Here is a 20,017-nt window from a genome sequence, read left to right on the forward strand (position 1 = left end):
GACTTGCATGTGTTAAGCCTGTAGCTAGCGTTCATCCTGAGCCAGGATCAAACTCTCCATTGTAAAATATGTTTTGGTGATAAGTGATGGGTGATAAATGATAATGGATACCATGTTAACCCAAACGCTTCACCGAGTAATCTCTGTTTCAGAACGCTTATCCTAAAAGTATCAAGTTAAAAAGCACCTATTCTTTTATTCCTTAATTGTTTTGAGGCGATGCCTCAAAAGCAGGAACAATGAATTGATCGGTTCGTTTCTTTTACCCATCTGAATGACAAATAATGTCAGACAGACGCTTCTTGTACTACTTCTCTGTTTATGTAAATATTTTCAAAGAACTCTTTCTTCTATGCTTTAACTAACTTGCCAGGAGGCTTGTTTTGTAAAGCGAGTGCAAAGGTATACAGAATTTCCGTACCCTCCAAACATTTTGAAGAAAAAGTTTCAAAAAAGTGCACTTTTTCTTCTTTCAGGCCTAATTTGAAGCTTAATAATCGGTTTACACCTTATATAATATAAGCAACATACAACCGTAATAAAAGCAATCACACATCATTCTCATGCCTCTTTAAATTCAACGGAACAGTATCAACAAGGGGCAGAGGCTCTATCTTTGAATAAAAAAAGTCAGAGATTAGCCTAACGACCCACCCGATGCACACCGGTTTACAGTCCTCTGAAGGCAGAAGACTACTGCTTATCACGCTCACGAATCTCTACACGACGAATCTTACCAGAGATAGTTTTAGGCAAAGCATCCACAAATTCAATGATACGCGGATACTTATAAGGAGCAGTCACACGTTTAACATGACCCTGCAACTCCTTTATGAGCGCCTCTTTATCCTTATCCTTCCACTCCTTAGCAAGGACAACAGTAGCCTTAACAACCATACCACGAATTTCATCAGGTACACCCGTAACTGCACACTCAACGACCGCTGGATGCGTCATTAACGCACTCTCTACCTCAAACGGACCAATACGATAGCCCGAGCTCTTAATGACATCATCAGCACGACCTACAAACCAAAAGTATCCTTCCTCATCACGCCAAGCCAAATCGCCTGTATGATAGAGATTATCATGCCACACCTTCTCCGTCAGTTCTGTATCCCGATAATAACCCTTAAAGAGCCCCAACGGTTTTCCTGCACTGGTATCGATACATATCTCACCCTTCTCACCATCTTCACACGGTGTTCCGTCAGGCCTCAACAATTGTATATCATACTGAGGATTAGGCTTTCCCATACTTCCAGGTTTAGGTTTAACCCAAGGGAAAGTACCCAAAGTCATCGTTGTTTCAGTCTGTCCAAATCCCTCCATCATTTTAACTCCAACGAGGTCGAAGAACTTTTGGAACACAACAGGCTCAAGTGCTTCTCCTGCCGTAGTACAGTATCTTAGCGAAGAGAGGTCGTATTTTGAGAAATCTTCTTGCAGCATAAAGCGATAGATAGTAGGTGGAGCACAGAACGATGTAATGTGATATTTCTCCATCATACGCATAATCTTCTCAGCCGTAAATTTCTCATGATCATACACAAAGACCGTTGCACCGGCAAACCACTGCCCATAAAGCTTACCCCACACAGCCTTTCCCCAACCAGTATCAGCCACCGTCAGATGGACACTATCCTCATCGAGGTTATGCCAAAAGACACCCGTAATAAGATGGCCCAGTGCATAGAGATAATCATGTGCCACCATCTTCGGCTCTCCACTGGTACCACTTGTGAAATACATCAGCATCGTGTCTTCATTGGAGTTTACCTTCTCTGGACGAACAAAGGCCGGTGCCTTCTCCAATTCGGCAAACCAATCATGAAAGCCTTCAGCCACAGGCTTATTTCTCTCAGCCAATGAGTTAACAGCAACGAGCATTTCAACTGTTGGACTCTCCGCCATAGCCTGCAGAACCTGCGTCGTTACGTATTCATCATTGACACATATAATAGCCTTCACCGACGCACGTTGATTACGATAGACAATATCACTTGCCGTCAACATGTGGGTTGCAGGGATAGCCACAGCCCCTATCTTACACAAAGCCATCATTGAAAGCCACCATTGATAATGGCGTTTCAAAATCAGCATAACCTTATCTCCACGTCGGATACCAAGACTTAGGAAATAAGCAGCAGCTTGATCGGTCTGCTCTTTGAACTCCGCATACGTAGCTTTCAGCTCCTCTCCACGCTCACTGGTCCACAACAAAGCCAACTTATCAGGTGCCACTTTCGCCCATTCGTCCATGACATCATAAGCAAAGTTAAATGTTTCAGGGACTTTGAAATGCAAGTGTTCTCGAAAATCTGCCTCTGACGTGAAATGTGTTTGCGTCAAATATCTTTCTATCATCTTATCCTATTGAATTAAAATCATGGTCTATAGACTACTCTATAGCACATAAATATACATTAAAAGACCAAACCCTTCTCTAAGTCTCACGATATTCCATCGTTTACTTAGAGTTATTGAGTAAATTAAAAACCTAAAATATAATTGCCAAGAAGCGCATCGTCACGTTATCCAAAGCACGCATACAGTGAGGCTGATTAGCATCAAAATAAATACAATCGCCTGGTTCTAAGACAAATTTCTTATCCCCTATTCGCAGGTCCATACGGCCTTCCCAAACCATATTGAACTCTTGTCCAGGGTGTATATCCATATTTACAGGGGCATCTTCAGGCTTCGGCTCAACCGTCACAAGGAAGGGGTCGGCTCGACGCCCACTGAATCCGCTTGCTAAACTCTGATATTTATATGCGAACTTACGCTCTACGCTCATACCTTTCCCCCTACGTGTAAGGAAATAAGAACACATGTGTGGCTCCTCACCAAACATCAAAGCGTCCAATGCAATACCGTACTTTTGAGACAACTTATACAGTCTACTAACCGACAAGTCGTTCTCACCCGCTTCCATCTTTAGATATTTATCCTCCGTGACACCGCAGGTCTCTGCCATTTCCTGTACTGAGAGGTCTAAAGATTCACGTAACCCTTTTAATCTTTCGCCTATTTGCTTTATCGCTTCTTCCATAATTCAACATACTACTTTACTCTCCGCAAAAGTAATAAATAAAACCATATCGACATTAAAAAGTAACAAGTATTCGATAAAATAAGCATTAAATAATTAAATTTATACACACTTGTAGGATGTTTGTGCATATAAATAGTAACTTAAAAGCGTAATCTGACAAAGCTAAATAAGCCTACACAGAAATAGAGGATATTTATAAAAGAAGAAGGAAGAACCCTAAACATGCCCGTATGATTTGTAAAGATATTTTGGCGAACTTTTCCTTCTCCATTCGAAGAGAGCCTTGACTTGTTACAAGAAGATGCCCTTCTTCATCCAAGAACATGCCCTTCAAGAAGCAAGAAGACGCCTTTCTTGGAGCAAGAAGGGCGTCTTCTATATCGTTATTCACAACATACTGATTACTTGTTGGTTACAGATTCTATTATAAGAGATAATACACTCCTATTTCGAAGATACTTGTCGAGACCAACTGTAATAGTTTTTTACGCTTCACCTAAGTCCTCCGAAATATGGAGTAGCGACCAAGCTACCACTAAGAAGATAGGATAAGCCATAAATAAAGCTCGTTGCGTAAAGCCCTATTCAAAGGAAATACGCAACGAGCTAACGTCGTATATAGTTGATTACTACCTACGTCTTATCCTATCTCTGGGATTACGTAAGACAAAGCATCCAGCACTTGCCCACGAGTAGAACCCTCACGAAGAGCGATGAAGATGGTATCATCGCCAGCAATAGAACCTAAGATGTAAGGAGAATCCAAGTTATCAATATCGTATGCAATAGCACTGGCGTAGCCAGGGCGCGTCTTGACAATAGCCAACTGACCAGAGATGTTCACCGAGATATACCCACTTCGCTGCAACATCTCAGTTGCCTTACGAGGCGTTGTCACCCGTCGGTACATAGTTTCATTTGGTAGAACATAAACGTACTTACCGTTCATTGAAGCGGCCTTAGCCACCTTCAACTGTTTTAGGTCACGACTCAACGTAGCCTGCGTCAGCTTAAATCCCTCTTGTTCCAATACCCTCAATACTTCTTCTTGGGAACTTAGTTCCATACTTGAAATAAGCATTTTCAATGTTTCAAGTCTGCTGTTTTTTACCTTCATAACCCGTATATAAATTCTAATTCGGCTGCAAAAGTATGCAATTACACCGATATATGCAAATAAAAACGTATAAATTAAGAAGAAAGAGTATTATTATACCGCATCATGTTGCATAAATACTCAATAATAAAACATACATACTTCCAAACTTATCTCCACCTATCAGTCATCCTATCACATTACGTCTCTTAAAGCTAACCTTATTGTTATGACTATCTAAAAGCACAGTGACGAGACAAGAAAACAGAGGAACATGTATCTACAAAACATCAGAGGAATTGTGTAACCCCCATGTGAAGCTTACTTATAAGACACTTGTTACACCATTATATATATCCCCCCGTCATTCTGTCAATATCTTACGTGCATGGAGAACACTCTCTTCCGTAGGAGGTTTCACGTCTGTGAGTTTATAAGGAATGCCCAACTGCTCCCATTTATAGACTCCCAAGTCATGGTAAGGCAGCACCTCAACACGCTCCACATTGCTTAACGTGTCTATGAAAGAACGAAGTCTGTGCAACGACTCATCATCGTCATTAATACCAGGGACTAAGACATGTCTTATCCACACAGGTTTATGAATATCCGACAGATAACGTGCACAATCTAAGATATTCTCATTCTCCCACCCCGTAAGCCGTTTATGGGCATCATTGTCAATATGCTTTATGTCTAATAAGACTAAGTCGGTATATTTCATTAATGCTTCAAAAGCCGAGAAACGACCATCCTTTCTGCTGAAAGGTTGGGCAGAAGTGTCAAGACAAGTATTGATACCTAAGTCCTTAGCCTTATGGAATAGCTCGGTCAAGGGCTGTATCTGTAGCAGCGCCTCACCCCCACTCACCGTGATGCCACCCTTCTCACCCCAATAGCTGCGGTATCTAAGTGCTTGTGAAAGGACATCATCAACAGAGCGGAGGTTACCCCCCGCCCTGTCCCATGTGTCTGGATTATGACAGTACTGGCACCGCATAGCACATCCTTTAAGGAAGATGACGAAACGAATACCAGGCCCATCAACCGACCCGAACGACTCTACAGAGTGCACTCGCAGCATCGTCTCGGATGTCGGCAAATCCGATAATTCAATATGTTGACTATTCACTTTACATTGATCCATGTGCTCGACGAGCAATAACGTCCATCTGCTGCTCACGTGTGAGGTCGATGAACTTCACAGCGTAGCCACTCACACGGATGGTAAAGTTAGCATACTCCTCCTTCTCAGGGTGCTCCATACAGTCGATTAGTTTGTCTACACCAAAGACGTTCACGTTCAAATGGTGTGCACCACGGTCGAAGTAGCCATCCATAACACCCACGAGCGTGTTGACACGTTCCTCATCATTGTGGCCAAGAGCGTCTGGGCTAATCGTCTGAGTGTTTGAGATACCGTCAAGCGCATACTCGTATGGGAGCTTGGCAGTTGAGTTCAACGATGCTAACAAGCCATTCTGCTCTGCGCCATAAGACGGGTTAGCACCCGGCGCAAGCGGTGCGCCAGCTGGACGACCATCTGGCATATTACCTGTAAACTTACCATATACCACGTTTGAAGTGATGGTAAGGATACTTGTTGTAGGTTCAGAGTGACGATAGGTGTGGTGTTTACGAATCATATCCATGAAGGTCTTTAACAACCATACAGCTATATCGTCAGCACGATCATCGTCGTTACCATAACGAGGGAAGTCACCCTCCGTCTTATACTCTATTGGGAAACCAGTCTCATCACGTATGATGTTCACCTTAGCATACTTGATAGCCGAGATTGAGTCGACCACATGACTGAAGCCAGCAATACCCGTTGCGAAAGTACGACGTACATCAGTATCAATGAGAGCGAGCTCTGCAGCCTCATAGAAGTACTTATCGTGCATGTAATGAATGAGGTTCAATGTGTTTACATAGACACCCGCCAACCACTCCATCATATCCATGAAGCGAGGCATAAACTCCTCGTAGGTAACAACATCACCCTCTATTGGACGGTAAGCAGGTCCACACTGCTCACGTGTCTTACTGTCAACGCCACCACTAATAGCGTATGTAAGACATTTAGCGAGGTTTGCACGAGCACCAAAGAACTGCATCTCCTTACCTGTCTGGGTAGCAGATACACAGCAACAGATAGAGTAGTCGTCGCCCCAGATTGGTCGCATCACGTCATCATTCTCGTATTGTATAGAGCTGGTAGAGATAGATATCTTTGCAGCATAGTCCTTGAAATGCTTTGGAAGACGTGAGCTATAGAGCACGGTGAGGTTAGGCTCTGGTGAAGGACCCATATTCTCAAGTGTATGAAGGAAGCGGAAGTCATTCTTAGTAACCATAGAACGGCCATCCATACCTAATCCTGCCACCTCGAGCGTAGCCCATACAGGGTCGCCAGAGAAGAGCTGGTTGTATGAAGGAATACGTGCAAACTTAACCATACGGAACTTCATAACCAAGTGGTCGATAAGTTCTTGTGCCTCTTTCTCCGTTAGTGTGCCTTCTTTGAAGTCTCGTTGAATGTAGATATCGAGGAAGGTTGAGATGCGACCCACCGACATCGCCGCACCGTTCTGGGTCTTTATGGCTGCTAAATAGCCAAAGTAAAGCCACTGAACAGCCTCATGTGCATTGTTAGCAGGCTCAGAAATGTCATAACCATAGATAGCTGCCATCTCCTTCATCTCCTTGAGAGCCTTTATCTGCATAGAGATCTCTTCACGTAAACGGATTATCTCTTCGGTCATCGTACCGTCTCCACAGTTGCGAAGGTCCTTTGCTTTCTCGTTGATAAGGAAGTCTACACCATAAAGTGCAACTCGACGATAGTCACCAACGATACGTCCACGACCGTAGGTATCAGGGAGTCCTGTAAGAATATGGTTGTGTCTTACAAGTTTCATCTCGTCTGTATAAGCATCGAAGACACCATCGTTATGTGTCTTACAATACTTTGTGAAGATTTCATGTAGCTTTTCAGAAGGTTCATAACCGTAGGTTGTGCAAGCTTGCTCAGCCATCTTGATACCACCATACGGCATAAACGCACGCTTCAGAGGTTTATCAGTTTGTAAACCAACAATTTTCTCCAAATCCTTGGTTCCTTCTCCGATGTAGCCAGGGCCGTAGGCAGTCATACTGGAAACGACCTCGGTCTCCATGTCTAACACACCATTCTTAGCACGTTCCTGCTTTTGCAGCTCTTTGAGCATGCCCCAAAGTTTGTTTGTTGCGGCTGTAGGTTCTTCAAGGAATGAAGCATCACCATCATAACTTTCGTAATTATCTTGGATAAACTGACGCATATTGACTTCGTCGAGCCACTTTGTACCAGTGAATCCTCTCCAGGCTTTTTTCATAAATGTCTGTTTGTTACGTTGTGAAATATTTAATACTTTTAGCTATAACACATCATACTTACAAAGTACTATGTATTACAGTGACCAAAGTTAGGCAAAAAAAGCGTAATAGCAAGTAATTGAACACATTATTATACATAAAATACATAAAAGTAGGTATGCCTTTCGTAAAGTCGAAGCGAAAATGATAATAACACGTAACCCACCTTATTATATAAAGCAAAAACCATAATATCTAAAAAAATGAAAAAACATGTACTACATTTGTCAGTATCTAATCTTTCCATTATCTTTGCGTTTGAATGGCATGACATTTGTACATTCAAACATAGATGGCACATTTCTTTTGAGCCAATAACCCATTGATAACAAATTAAAAAGAATGAATATGAACTTTGACAATTTCACTAACGTAACAAACACACAAGAGCGTGACTTAGAGATGTCACGTGTCTTCCCTTCCTTAATGCGTAAGGTTTATATATGGATGACTATGGCGCTTGCTATCACTGGCGTCGTAGCATACGGCGCGGGGAACTCTCCTGCGCTCATCCAGTTCCTTTACATGGGTAGAGGTGCTATGATTGTCATGGCATTAGTAGAGTTTGGTATCGTCTGGTATCTATCTTCACGCATTGACAAACTGTCTCTCACAGCAGCAACAATATGGTTCATTATCTTTGCTACTGTCAATGGACTCACATTAGGATGGATTTTCGCAGCCTTCTCATCAGCGGCCATCACGAAGACATTCCTTGTAACAGCAGGAACCTTCGGAGCAATGGCGTTGATAGGTTCTACTACTAAGAAGGACTTGACGAAGATGGGTGGTATCCTCTTCATGGCCCTTATCGGTCTTATCATTGCAGGTCTTGTGAACATCTTCCTAAAGAGTGCAATGTTCGATTTCATCGTAAGTGGTATCGGTGTACTTGTCTTTACAGGACTTACTGCATGGGACGCTCAAAAGATTAAGCGCAACCTTCAGATGGCACCAGATGCTGACGAGGGTGCTCAGAAGATAGCACTCCTTGGTGCATTGAGCCTCTACCTTGATTTCATCAACCTCTTCCTCTATCTTCTCCGTTTCTTCGGTAACAACAGAAACTAATCAGACAAGAGAAATAAACATCTAAGGACAGCCGCATTACGACTGTCCTTTTTTTATTGTCCTACGTAAAAGAAGACATGAGTTTTCTATCAGCTCCTAATTTCTTGACCATAGATATAAGGCAAAAACACCAAGATTATTTTTATTTTCAGTTGCTGTCTTATTTAACATTTAGCGTAACTATCCTATTATCTAACTACTTACACGACCACAAAGGATGATAGATATGACAGGAAAAATTGTTTTTAGCAAATTGAGTTATCAGTAATGACCACTCTCATCACACATGAAATGTGAAAGAGAGCATGCCTTTTCAGAACGCTTAGACTATGGATAACAAATAAAAACATCCCCAGACGAGTTTATTCATAACGCCTTACTCACTCTTAGTATTAGGTCATCATCTGGCTTCCCTACCCTCATCTATCAATATCCGAACATCTCGGACAACTTGTCCGAACGCTTCGGACAAAGTGTCCGGAGGCCTCGGACAGATTGTCCGAAGCCTCCGGACACATGATGAAAACGGCAGATAGCAACCGTATTTCAGCTTACAGAGATGGGAAGAGACCACATATACCAAACAAGCACAGGGTTAATACTATTTCAAGTACACGTTGAAGGCAGTTTTCTTAATAATTATATACATAATAACACACTAAATATTAATCAAAAGAGACCCATCATTAACCCAATTTTAAATAAAATTTAAAGAAAATAGAAAGCCCTAATTTAGCTTGTGTAATCAAAAAATAATCAATACATTTGCACTTATAAGAAATATTATTAATTACTAAAATCGTATGAAAAAAAGTATCTTTAGCGTATGCGTTAGTGCCCTACTCTTATTAGGTTCCATGCCTGCAATGGCACAGTTCAACATTGGTAAAGCAGCAGGTGGTGCTACGAAAGTGCTAAAAGCAGCCACATTAACAGATGCCGACATGGCAAAGTATGTAAAAGAGTATATTGAATGGATGGATGAGCACAACCACGTTTGTGACGCAAATAGTCCTTACACGAAGCGTCTGAATAGACTGACAAAGGGACTGACATCGGTTGAAGGCATCCCTTTGAACTTTAAGGTGTACTATGTTATAGACGTTAATGCCTTTGCTTGTCCTGATGGTAGTGTTCGTGTCTTCTCTTCTCTGATGGACGCAATGACCGATGATGAGTTGTTAGGTGTTATCGGACATGAGCTTGGACACGTCGCACACAAGGACTCAAAGAAGCGATTCCGCACAGCTTTGCTTACCTCTGCCTTGAAAGACGGTATCTCTTCAACCAACGGTGTGGCTTCATCTCTTAGCCAGTCACAGCTTGGCGACCTTGGTGAGGCTCTCCTTCAAGCTAACTATTCACAGAAACAAGAGAGTAAGGCTGACGCCTACGGCTATGATTTCCTCAAGGAGAACGATAAGAACCCATGGGCTATGGCACTTGCATTCGAGCGTCTCAAGAAATTAGAAGAGGATGCTGGCGTTCAAAAAGATAGTAAATGGCAGCGCATGTTCTCATCTCATCCAGACCTCGACAAACGTATCAAGACTATGAGTAAGCGTGCTGAGAGAGATGGATTCACCCGTCCAGAGAACAAGATGCCAGAGAAGATTGTACGTGAAGAGCCTGCACAGACTCAGCAAACAACTGAGAAGACGGTCAGCAACCGCACTCCAAGAAAGCAAACCGTTGGTAAGCGCCCAGCTGGCAAACGCCCTGTAGGCAAGCGTCCTGCACGTCCTGCACACAGACGTAGATAATAATTACCTGTTTGTTCGTGACTTCCTGTCAACGAACAAACACGAAAAAGAGAGGGTATCAGAAAGCCTGTCGGAAGGACAATGGCATATCTGATACCCTCTCTTACTTTATGTTATCTTGAAAGAGATAAACTCTATCCTTTCACTAAAACTGATTCTCAACAATATCGGATAGTACATCCTTGATATCTAAACCAGCTGCTCGTACCTGTTGAGGGATGAAGCTGGTAGCTGTCATACCAGGAGTAGTATTGATTTCGAGCATGTTGATGACATCATTACCGTCCTTATCCTTTGAAATGATATAGTCAATACGGATGATACCATTGGCATGAAGGATGTCATAGATGCGACTGGTCTCGGCTGCTACACGCTTAGCTGTCTCCTCAGACATACGGGCTGGGGTGATTTCCTCAACCTGACCGTTATACTTAGCATTGTAGTCAAAGAACTCGTTGCTGGTTACTACCTCCGTAGCAGGGAATACAACAGACTTATTCTTAGTCTTATAAACACCCTGAGAGATTTCCATTCCATCCATGAAAGCCTCTATCATCACCTCATCACTCTGCATAAAAGCAACACGAAGAGCTGGTGCTAACTGGTCGATATTCTTCACCTTTGACACACCAAAGCTACTTCCATCAGAAGAAGGCTTAACGAAGCAAGGCATACCAAGACGCTTTTCTATCTCTGCCTCATCGTACTCTTCACCACGACGGAGCAAGATGCTGTCTGCTACCTTTATCCCAAAGTTGCGTAGATAGTTATTAAGAACATATTTATCAAAGGTCAAAGCCTCAACCAACACACCTCCTGTTGAGTAAGGAAGATGGAGAAGGTCGAAATAGCCTTGCATTACCCCGTTCTCACCAGGCTGTCCATGAATTGTAATATAAGCATAATCAAACTCCGTACGCTTACCGTTCATGACAAAAGAGAAGTCGTTCTTATCGATTGGAGCCAGATTTCCATCAGGCAATTCAACATTCCAATCGAGACCTCTTACGTCTACTATATATATATTGTAACGCTCCTTATCAAAGAAAGAGTATAACCCTTGTCCTGAACGCATAGATACATCATGCTCTGATGAGTCGCCACCACAAACGATAGCAATTGTACGCTTTAATTCTTTCATTGTGCCTTTTTTATTTTTATTCCCTCTTTTCCCTTGCTGAGAAGGATATTTTTTATTCCCTTCGTAGGGCTTATTTGGGTTATTATTATTTCTATCTTTATGAATAGTCAATGGTATGGACGAATTAAAAACCTACTAATAAGCGATTTACCCAACCATCAACTCACAATTTCACTACTCGTCAGCTTGTTTGCTTGCTAAGCCTCCAACGTAGCTTCTCCATTTCTCTATCAATGTGGCAAGGTCGTTTGGAAGTTCACTCGTAAAGTCCATCTGCTCGCCCGTAACGGGATGAACGAATCCTAATGTCCGTGCATGGAGTGCTTGTCGGTCGCAGATAGCAAGACAGTTATGGATGAACGCCTTATAAGAACTCGACCGTTGCCCACGCAGAATCTCCGTTCCTCCATAACGCTCGTCCCCGAACAAAGGATGACCAATATGTTTCATGTGTGCACGAATCTGGTGTGTACGCCCCGTTTCAAGGATACACTCGATAAGTGTTGTATAGCCGAAACGCTCAATGACACGATAATGTGTGACAGCAGACTTACCGATCTCCGAATCAGGAGGGAATACTGTCATCCGCAATCTATCCTTCGGATCACGCGCAATGTTCCCTTCGATGCGCCCTTCATCATCTGTCAGATTACCCCAAACAAGGGCATTATAGCTGCGATGGGTTGTCTTATTAAAGAACTGTTTACCCAAGGCTGTCTTCGCATCAGGCGTCTTTGCAATCACCAAAAGGCCACTCGTGTCCTTGTCTATTCTATGTACCAACCCAACCTCAGGGTCATTAGGGTCGAAGGAAGGCATATCCCGCAGATGCCAAGCCACTGCGTTGATCAATGTACCATGGAAGTTGCCTGCTCCAGGATGTACGACAAGACCTGCCGGCTTGTTTACTACCATCAAGACATTGTCCTCATAGACAATATCTAAGGGTATATCCTCTGCCTCTATCGTATTATCATGCTTTGGACGGTCGAGCATTAAGGTGATAACATCCTCTGGACGCACCTTATAATTACTCTTCACTGGTGCGTTATTCACATGGATATACCCAGCATCAGCAGCCTTCTGAATACGGTTACGACTGGAGTGTTGCATCCGTTCAAAGAGGAACTTATCAATACGGACAGGCTCTTGCCCTTTGTCTACCACGACACGGAAGTGCTCATACAATGTTCCCTCCCCTTCTCCACTGCCTTCAGTAGGAAGGAGATCATCGTTAAGCTCATCGTCAAAAACAATCTCTTCTTCTGTTGTCATCGTAAACTACTCTTTTGATCTAACCGAAGATGGGTCGGTAGGTAAGCCCGACTGTGAAGAGGGACCCGAACTATTAGCGCCCGACCTTCCACGGCTATCTTTTATCTCGTTGCCATTCTCATCAACAGGCACCTCTACATATTCCTCTACCTCATCGTATTTAGGAACCTTCTCCTCTACTTCCACGTCTTCATACTCAGGCTCATTCAGTCCTGCTGTATCAGAGATTTGACGTGTACCATCACCCACCTGCAAGACAATCACAGCATCAGACGGAACACGATCGCCTGCTTGTACATGCTTACCATTAACTAAGATGCCATAAATCCAGTCTTTCTCACCTGGGATATATTCTGGTTCACCGACCTTAAAGCCCATAGAGAGCAACTGAGCCTGCGCCTCACGAAGCGAGTTATTATCAATAATATCAGGGATGACAAGCGATGGAGCGCTCGCAGCATTAATCGTTACATAAATTACATGGGTAGACTTAACGCGCTTACCACCTGCTGGCGATTGTTCAAGAATACAATCAGCAGGAAGCTCCTTCACATATCCTGTATCCGTAACCTCGATTGTCAGTCCTACTTTATCCATAATATCCACAGCATCATCATACTGCTTATGAATAACATTCGGCACGACGATAGACTCACCATGGAGTGTATAGTAGTCAAGCCCAAACCTGACTCCTATCGAGAGTATCAGCACAAGGATGACAATAGCAAGGATATTACCCCAGATATATGTGCTGTTAAATTTGTGGAAGAATTCTCTTGATGTCATTCAACTTGTCTCTTTTTCTTCTAACTAATCAACTCGTAGTATTCTCAAATAACTTGTTTACTCGTTTACTTGTCAACTCGTAGTATTCTCAAATAACTTGTTTACTCGTTTACTTGTCAACTCGCAGTATTCTCAAATAACTTGTTTATTCGTTTACTTGTCAACTCGCAGTATTCTCAAATAACCTGTTTACTCGTCAACCTGTCAACTTGTCTACCTACCAACTCACCAACTTGTCAACTCATAATTCTATCTGGCAAAGTTAGATAAAAAAACGGAAAGAAGCAAAGAATACTCTCTACTTCTTTCCGTTTTCACCTATTTCCTCATCAAGGACAGGCGTACTCATTTACTTTCCGTGATGCTCGTCAGAAACAGTTAACTTCTTACGACCCTTGGCACGACGGGCAGCTAATACGCGACGACCGTTCTTTGTTGCCATTCTCTCGCGGAAACCATGCTTGTTGACACGGCGACGATTGTGCGGCTGAAATGTTCTTTTCATTTTCTTATCCTATTTTATTGTTATTATGCAAATTATCAGTACGGCAGGACAAAGCCTGCCATTATGGGTTGCAAAATTACTTAATCTTTTTGAATTAACCAAGAAAACGATGATTTTTACGCCCTTTATTTACGTTTTTTTCTATATTTTCTGTAACTTTGCACCGCATTTACAAGATAACAGCATATAAAAAATAACAAATTAGATATTAACAGATTATGATTAATTCACAGGAAATCAAGATCGGAACATGTATCCGTCTCGATGGTAAAATTTGGACTTGCATCGACTTCCAGCACCGCAAGCCAGGTAAAGGAAACACTGTTATGATTACCAAACTAAAGAATGTATCAGACGGCCGTGTGCTTGAGCGTACATTCCAGGTAGGTTTCAAACTTGAAGATGTACGTGTTGAGCGTCGCCCTTACCAGTATCTTTATCAGGATCCAACGGGTTACATCTTCATGAATCAGGAGACTTTCGAACAGATTCCTATCCCTAAGCACCAGATTACTGGTTCTGACTACATGAAAGAAGGTGACGTTGTAGAGGTTGTTACAGACACTTCTGACGGCACTATCCTCCTCGCTGAGATGCCTGTTAAGACTACCTTGACTATCACACACAGCGAGCCAGGCGTTAAGGGTAACACTGCTACAAACGCAACAAAGCCTGCTACGCTTGAGACAGGTGCTGTTGTTCGTGTTCCTCTCTTCATCAATGAGGGTGAAGTTATCCAGATTGACACTCGCGATGGTAGCTACTTGGGCCGTGTAAACGCCTAAGTCTTGCCTGTCGGAAGACAGATATTATCATCAAATAGCATATAGAATAGGATATGTCAGACGCCTGGCATATCCTATTTTTTTTGCTTCCTTCATTCCTTAAAAGCCTATCACTAAATCTAACTCCTTACTTTCCTCAATTCTTAACGATAGAATACTGTAACCTATTTCTTGCTTTCCTCATTCCTTAAAAACCTATCACTAAATCTTATTCCTCACTTTCCCCAATTCTTGGCGATAGAATACTGTAACCGATTTCTTGCTATCCTCATTCCTTAAAAGCCTATCACTAAATCTTATTCCTCACTTTCCACAATTCTTGACGATAGAATACTGTAACCGATTTCTTGCTTTCCTCATTCCTTAAAAGCTTATTATAGGATAAGAGAAAAGAGTATAACGGCCCATTCGCAAGGCTCAACCCATCATTTGATTACACCTTTCTACCATCTTCACAACTCGTTCTACAGTAGGAGAAAAGTTCCACCTCCAAATTATTTTCACGACAGGAAAGATTTATTTTCATGAAGAAAAATATTTTTTTTCATGACAAGAAATATTTTTTTCATGAAAATAATTCGAGACCTAACGCCACTCTACCTTCATCTTATCCTTTTTATTAAGTTCTAAAAACCTCATTCTACCATACAAATAACGTCACTTTTCCACATCACCAACTCCCCCACCTCCCTGTTATCATGCCTTATAACGTCCCCAACTACCCTATTACCCTGTCTCAAACATCTCCTGTCCACTCTGTTACCATGTCTTAAAACCACCCCACTCTACCCTGTTACCCTGTCTTAAACATCCTCTGTCTACTCTGTTACCATGTCTCAAAACCTCCCCACTCTACCCTGTTACCCTGTCTTTAACATACCCCGTCTACTCTGTTACCATGTCTTAAAACCACCCCACTCTACCCTGTTACCCTGTCTTAAACATACCCTGTCTACTCCACTAAGTTATTTTTTTCAATTCAAAATTCCCATATATGCTACTTTTGCATTACCTTTGCGGATATGGAGAATATGAACCTTGGGGCAGACGTAAAGCCCACTAATTACACCATCAACGTACGAGGGCAGCTCATCGACTTGAGTCATCCACTCGTCATGGGTATCATGAATGTAACACCCGACTCTTTCTTTGCTGGCAGTCGGGTACAGACAGAGGAAGCTATCCGCCAACGTGCACACCAGATAATGGCTGAGGGAGCAAAGATTATTGACGTCGGTGCATGCTCAACACGCCCTGGCGGCGAGGTTGTCAGTGCTGATGAAGAGATGCGTCGACTGGCTTTTGCACTCCCCATCATACGAGATGCCGAGCCAGATGCTATCCTTTCTATCGATACCTTCCGTGCGTCAATAGCCAAACGAACGATAGAAGAGTTTGGTGCCGACATCATTAATGATGTTGAAGAAGGCAAAGATCCAAACATGTTCCCTTCTGTCGCCGAATTAGGTGCACCTTATATATTAATGTCTACGGCAGCCAATCTGCACGACATGCTCATCGACTTCTCACGTGAAGTGCAAGAACTACGTGCTTTAGGACAGAAAGACATCATCCTCGACCCAGGCTTTGGCTTTGGAAAAGGGGCCGTTGACGGTAACTACACACTACTGAGCGTGATGGAGCGACTGCAGGTAATGGAACTACCTATACTCGTTGGCATTAGTCGTAAGCGTATGATTCATCAGCTCTTAGGCATAACAGCCGCAGAGAGTCTTAACGGTACAACCGTTCTGAACACTATCTCCCTCATGAAAGGAGCCAATATTCTTCGTGTTCACGACGTTCGTCCTGCCGTTGAAGCAGTGAGAATCGTTGAGGCAATGCGCCAGAATGCCGAGCAGTAAGCTCGATTTTACACATTAATTATAACCCAACAGATAACCCATACTTCACCCACTATCAGCTATCCTCTGCCCTACATGGTCAGAGACGATGGTAAAAAGACGGGGAGTAGTTTTGTAATTATGTTTTTTCCATTTGGTATAAAGGATGTAATCGACATCGTGCTGGTAGCATTGATGCTCTACTATAGTTACCGATTGATGAAAGAGTCGCGTTCGCTGAACGTCTTTATCGGTATCATGGTATTCATTATCGTGTGGCTCATTGTCAGTCAAGTGTTAGAGATGCGCTTATTAGGTAGTATCTTAGACAAGCTCGTTTCGGTGGGAGTCATCGGTCTTATCGTTCTGTTCCAAGAAGATATACGTCACTTCCTCTATAGCCTTGGCGCACACCGAAAGGTGAATAACATCATGAAACTATTCACAAGAAAAGGCAATAAAGGCGAGGTAGACAAAGAGACCATTATGCCTATCGTCATGGCCTGTATGAGTATGAGTCGTGGAAAGGTTGGTGCACTGATTGTCATAGAGCGTGGTGTGATGTTGGAAGACATCGTTGAGACTGGTGACCTGATTGATGCTCGTATCGACCAACGCCTAATAGAGAACATCTTCTTTAAGAACTCACCCCTTCATGACGGTGCGATGGTGATTTCAAAACGCCGTATCAAAGCAGCAGGTTGCATCCTTCCTGTAAGTCATAAGCAGGATATTCCAAAGGAACTTGGCCTTCGCCATCGTGCAGCCATGGGTATCTCGCAAGACTCAGACGCCTTGGCTATCATCGTATCAGAGGAGACGGGCCGCATTAGTGTTGCCATGCACGGTGAGTTCCAACTACGTCTTTCAGCCGAGCAGTTGGAGAGTATCCTCACAAAAGAGATTGTCACTGTGTGATGGGTGTTGGGTGTTGGGTGGTAGGTGTTGATGAATAGCGATGAATGATAGGTGTTGGGGGATGAGTGGTAGATGTTGGGGGATGAGTGGTAGATGTTGATGAATACTTATAAAGGGTGTTGGATAAAATGTAAATCAGCAACCAACATTCAACACTCAACACCCATCAACCAATATCACCATTCATCAACACCTAACATTCAACACCTATCACCCATGACTCAACACCTAATTAAGCATTAAGTTCATCTCAAGGCTATCATCCTTAAAGATATAATCAGCTAACTCGGCAATCGTTAGTGAGCGCGTATCAGGCAACGGTCGATTTGTTCGAACGACGTGTCCTCGCTTGATTTGGAAGTATGTGTTGTTCATTGGAATATCCGAATCGTCATACACACGGATATTCTCTGTACGTTCAGGATGGCGTTGCGCATAGAGTTCTAATGCTTTCTCCGCATTGATAACACGTATCATAGCAGGGATATCTTTGGTCTCTTGCTGTTCAGTCGGGTTAAGCGTCAATGTGAGACGATTGTCCTCCTTAATAATCTCCAACCCTTCCTCGTCATGTAAGAGTACACAGTCTTTCTTACGTTGCCACTCATCAAAGGTCTTAAAGTCCATCTTGTCAACCTCCTTCGGATCCGGAGTACAAGTGATGTTACGTGTGTAACCACATCGAGCATACCAGTCATAAAGCCATTCCTCAGCAGGTATTAATGTGGCAAAGACAATATCCTTGTGATAAAGACGGAAATGAGCCTGTGACATAAGGTTGTTGCCCATGTTCTGCTTGCGGTACTCCTCTCGTACACTCACACCACTAATATAAGCTGTTCGCACCTCTTCTGAATAATACTTCATCGTATAAGGGAGCGTCTGAAGAGCTGCCACTGTATGCTGATTAACCTGACAAATAACGTTATACTCAGGTTTGAAGACACGTGAGAAATAAAGTTGAATAAAGGGTTCAACGTCATGGAAGGTGTCACGCCATAGTGCTATCGTCTCCTCCTTAATCTCCTCCTGTGTCTCTTCCTGCGCCAGAGGGTATTTCTCCATGATAACATTCTTCTCCAAGAGGATGTCTGGCTTATAAGAAAGCTTCGCATATCGGAGACCCTCTATACCAAGGTCTTCCTCACGATTCATATACTCATATTGTTCTGGGAGATGCTGTGCGAACTCCTGATTGATGATAGAGAAAGCTCCTTCGTAGGCCGTGTCAGCCTTCTCAACACACACGTCAAAGACCGTATTCGTAATAGGACAGCCAAAGGTAAAGGCTATCAGCTTGCCATCTACCCATATTGTCCCACCGAGAGCACCAATCTCATCCCACAAGTCGAAGACACGTGTCATTGAACGAAGCTCCTCTGATAGTTCTTCAGACTCGTCTGTATCGTCCTTTGTGACAGCTCTCCATGACTCTTCCACAGCGATACACTCTGGTATCATGTCCTTTGTTAGTGGTCGATACTCATAGTTTGGGAAACTCTTACGGAACTTATTACAGTGGTTACGCTTCCCTTGTAGCTTCTTACCAGATAGTGTTGCCAGCTTTTCTCGTGTGTAGATATAATCGAAGTGGTCGCGGTCTGGCTTAATATAAAAGGTCTCTGGGAAGGTTTCCTCTAATATTTTCGTCATATAAGAACATACGCCTAACATCAAGAAGGGATGACCCAAGATGATAGCATCGTCTCGCATCTGACGGACAACAGCAGCAAAACACTCTCGCATCCCCTCCTCCCACTTGCATTTCCACACCGGAGCCATATAAGCAAGATGGTGTCCTGTATAGAAACGGAACACTAAGAAGCCATCAACCTCAGCTATTTGCGTATTATATAAGAACCTCCATGAAATGATGTTGGCAAAGCTTAAGTCGCAATTCATGCGGTCGCCACACAGCGTATAACGCTGTATTAATTCACGGTCGGTCGTCTTTACATCATGAAACTTAATCATATAATTATCTACATTGTTTAGATTACAAAGATAACCAGAAAACTTTAGACTCGCAAAGGCAGGCTTGTTTTTATTCTTATAAGGGTGAAATAAAATGGTATCTCCTATCATCATATAAGCTAATGTAAGTAGATAGCGTCCTATTTAGCCCCGATTACCATTGATGTACACTATCTGCACATGCGGTGTGAAGTCCCTGTACAACTACGAAAGAAGGTAAAATAGGAGCATTTTCACCCCTACCACATTCAAAAGACAGCCATAGTAAGGTCATTACTAAAAATGTTTAGCAAACAGCATAATTCTGTTTTAGAAGAGAAAACAATAATTATGTTTGGCATTACAACTTTCTTTTGCTATCTTTGCATAGCAAAACTGAAT

15 protein-coding genes are annotated in these 20,017 nt (G+C 42.8%); 5 read left to right on the forward strand and 10 right to left on the reverse strand.

Going from position 1 to position 20,017, the window contains the following annotated elements; translation table 11 throughout:
* Window positions 1-693: 693 nt before the first annotated feature.
* The 5 genes from CHB62_RS01320 to pflB form a co-directional block, all read right to left on the reverse strand.
* On the reverse strand, window positions 694-2,367 hold the full coding sequence (locus CHB62_RS01320; RefSeq protein WP_089365377.1) for an AMP-binding protein: 1,674 nt from the start codon (window positions 2,365-2,367) through the stop codon (window positions 694-696).
* A 133-nt stretch (window positions 2,368-2,500) separates the two neighbouring features.
* Complete coding sequence (locus CHB62_RS01325) at window positions 2,501-3,055, reverse strand: helix-turn-helix domain-containing protein (protein WP_089365378.1); 555 nt, start codon at window positions 3,053-3,055, stop codon at window positions 2,501-2,503.
* Between the two features lie 643 nt (window positions 3,056-3,698).
* Window positions 3,699-4,175, reverse strand: a complete 477-nt coding sequence (locus CHB62_RS01330) for an arginine repressor (RefSeq protein WP_089365379.1) — start codon at window positions 4,173-4,175, stop codon at window positions 3,699-3,701.
* 343 nt (window positions 4,176-4,518) lie between these two features.
* Window positions 4,519-5,301 (reverse strand): pyruvate formate-lyase-activating protein, encoded by a 783-nt coding sequence (gene pflA, locus CHB62_RS01335; protein ID WP_167386060.1) that lies wholly within the window; start codon window positions 5,299-5,301, stop codon window positions 4,519-4,521.
* The gene (gene pflB, locus CHB62_RS01340) at window positions 5,288-7,534 is read right to left on the reverse strand and encodes a formate C-acetyltransferase (RefSeq protein ID WP_009012539.1); all 2,247 of its coding nucleotides are present in this window, start codon (window positions 7,532-7,534) and stop codon (window positions 5,288-5,290) included. Before pflB ends, pflA begins: the two co-directional genes overlap by 14 nt.
* A 382-nt stretch (window positions 7,535-7,916) precedes the next feature.
* Here pflB and CHB62_RS01345 point away from each other — a divergent pair, with 382 nt between their 5' ends.
* Together CHB62_RS01345 and CHB62_RS01350 are read left to right on the forward strand one after the other, a co-directional pair.
* Window positions 7,917-8,645: a Bax inhibitor-1/YccA family protein gene (locus tag CHB62_RS01345; protein WP_089365381.1), complete on the forward strand. Its 729-nt coding sequence runs from the start codon at window positions 7,917-7,919 to the stop codon at window positions 8,643-8,645.
* Between the two features lie 803 nt (window positions 8,646-9,448).
* Window positions 9,449-10,408 carry a M48 family metallopeptidase gene (locus CHB62_RS01350; protein WP_089365382.1) on the forward strand — a complete coding sequence of 320 codons (960 nt, stop codon included), beginning with the start codon at window positions 9,449-9,451 and terminating at the stop codon, window positions 10,406-10,408.
* A gap of 145 nt (window positions 10,409-10,553) precedes the next feature.
* On the opposite strand, the gene CHB62_RS01355 is transcribed toward CHB62_RS01350, so the two are convergent.
* From CHB62_RS01355 to rpmH, 4 genes are all read right to left on the reverse strand, one after another.
* Complete coding sequence (locus CHB62_RS01355; RefSeq protein ID WP_089365383.1) at window positions 10,554-11,549, reverse strand: D-alanine--D-alanine ligase; 996 nt, start codon at window positions 11,547-11,549, stop codon at window positions 10,554-10,556.
* A gap of 174 nt (window positions 11,550-11,723) precedes the next feature.
* Window positions 11,724-12,824 carry an RluA family pseudouridine synthase gene (locus CHB62_RS01360; RefSeq protein WP_089365384.1) on the reverse strand — a complete coding sequence of 367 codons (1,101 nt, stop codon included), beginning with the start codon at window positions 12,822-12,824 and terminating at the stop codon, window positions 11,724-11,726.
* Between the two features lie 6 nt (window positions 12,825-12,830).
* Entirely contained in the window at window positions 12,831-13,610 is a 780-nt protein-coding gene (locus tag CHB62_RS01365) for a PASTA domain-containing protein (protein WP_089365385.1), read from the reverse strand.
* Window positions 13,611-13,959: 349 nt separating this feature from the next.
* Entirely contained in the window at window positions 13,960-14,115 is a 156-nt protein-coding gene (gene rpmH, locus CHB62_RS01370) for a 50S ribosomal protein L34 (RefSeq protein WP_004361653.1), read from the reverse strand.
* 218 nt (window positions 14,116-14,333) lie between these two features.
* Between rpmH and efp the strand changes: the two genes are divergently transcribed.
* The 3 genes from efp to cdaA all read left to right on the forward strand — a co-directional run bounded on the left by efp (window position 14,334) and on the right by cdaA (window position 17,662).
* On the forward strand, window positions 14,334-14,900 hold the full coding sequence (gene efp / locus CHB62_RS01375; protein WP_009012547.1) for an elongation factor P: 567 nt from the start codon (window positions 14,334-14,336) through the stop codon (window positions 14,898-14,900).
* Between the two features lie 1,022 nt (window positions 14,901-15,922).
* Window positions 15,923-16,765, forward strand: a complete 843-nt coding sequence (folP, locus tag CHB62_RS01380; RefSeq protein WP_089365386.1) for a dihydropteroate synthase — start codon at window positions 15,923-15,925, stop codon at window positions 16,763-16,765.
* Between the two features lie 120 nt (window positions 16,766-16,885).
* Complete coding sequence (gene cdaA / locus CHB62_RS01385; protein WP_089365387.1) at window positions 16,886-17,662, forward strand: diadenylate cyclase CdaA; 777 nt, start codon at window positions 16,886-16,888, stop codon at window positions 17,660-17,662.
* Between the two features lie 228 nt (window positions 17,663-17,890).
* Here the strand turns inward: cdaA and CHB62_RS01390 are convergent, their stop codons facing one another.
* Window positions 17,891-19,636 (reverse strand): GNAT family N-acetyltransferase, encoded by a 1,746-nt coding sequence (locus CHB62_RS01390; RefSeq protein ID WP_089365473.1) that lies wholly within the window; start codon window positions 19,634-19,636, stop codon window positions 17,891-17,893.
* Between the last annotated feature and the right edge of the window lie 381 nt (window positions 19,637-20,017).

It is taken from the genome of Prevotella jejuni (assembly GCF_900187995.1).
GTDB lineage: Bacteria > Bacteroidota > Bacteroidia > Bacteroidales > Bacteroidaceae > Prevotella > Prevotella jejuni.